We start from the raw sequence: 1,060 nt of genomic DNA, 5'->3' as shown, positions 1-1,060 counted from the left end.
CGCCGCCCTCGCGCGCCGCGAGGCTCTCGCGACCACGGAGGCGTTCGCCACCGCCGCGGCGCTTGCGACGCTCGTCGCGCCGGGGCACGCTGACGCACTGTGCCGACCTTACTGATCGTTCACCACACGCCGTCGCCGCACACCCAGGCCATGCTGGAGGCCGTGCTCTCCGGAGCCACCGACCCCGAGATCACCGGAGTGGACGTCGTGCGCCGGCCCGCACTGTCGGCGACGGCCTCGGACGTACTCGACGCCGATGCCTACGTGCTCGGCACCCCGGCCAACCTCGGCTACATCTCAGGGGCACTCAAGCACTTCTTCGACAGCGTCTACTACCCGTGCCTCGACGCGACCCGAGCGCGTCCCTTCGGCTACTACGTGCACGGCAATCAGGGCACCGAGGGCGCCCGCAAAGCAGTCGAGACCATCACGACAGGTCTCGGGTGGGAACAGGCGGCCCCGGCCGTCGTCGTGTCCGGAGAACCCGCCAAGGACGAACTCTCGGCCTGCTGGGAGCTCGGCGCGACGCTCGCCGCGAACCTGATGCCCTGAGGTCGGTCTCCACGACCCGTCGAGGGTGCCGATACGAGAAAAGGGGACCGGACCCGCCCATTCCAGGCGTTTCCGATCCCCTTCGACCGTCCGGACACGCTCCGCGCCCCTGCGCAGAGGACCCTCGGACGATAAAAAAACTCCCCTCGGTGGGGAGTCCGTACGGAGCTGGGCATGCCGAAAGGGCCCGCCGGGAGTTGGGTCGTTCCTGGCCAACTCCCGGCGGGCCCCCGGGCTTTTCGTTGTGTGTTCGGCGGTGTCCTACTCTCCCACACCCGCACGGGTGCAGTACCATCGGCGCTGGCGGGCTTAGCTTCCGGGTTCGGAATGGGACCGGGCGTGTCCCCTGCCGCTATAGCCACCGAACAACCCTGTGAAACAACACCACTGGTGTGTTGGGGTGGTGTTTCAGAGTTGCAGAGTGGGTGCGTAGCATGTTTGTGGTCAAGCCCTCGGCCGATTAGTACCAGTCCACTCGAGAACACATTGCTGTGCGTCCATGTCTGGC

General features: G+C 67.2%; 1 protein-coding gene and 1 rRNA gene. One reads left to right on the top strand and one right to left on the bottom strand.

What is annotated here, in order from left to right:
- The first annotated feature begins 99 nt into the window (after positions 1-99).
- The gene (locus SACSA_RS0113755) at positions 100-552 is read left to right on the top strand and encodes a flavodoxin family protein (RefSeq protein WP_019816487.1); all 453 of its coding nucleotides are present in this window, start codon (positions 100-102) and stop codon (positions 550-552) included.
- Positions 553-800: 248 nt separating this feature from the next.
- On the opposite strand, the gene rrf is transcribed toward SACSA_RS0113755, so the two are convergent.
- Positions 801-918 (bottom strand): 5S ribosomal RNA (gene rrf, locus SACSA_RS0113750).
- Positions 919-1,060 lie beyond the last annotated feature (142 nt).

It is taken from the genome of Saccharomonospora saliphila YIM 90502 (genome assembly GCF_000383795.1).
GTDB classification, from domain to species: domain Bacteria; phylum Actinomycetota; class Actinomycetes; order Mycobacteriales; family Pseudonocardiaceae; genus Saccharomonospora; species Saccharomonospora saliphila.
Note: the sequence above shows the minus strand (reverse complement) of the source record. Positions and strands in the feature narration are given on the sequence as shown.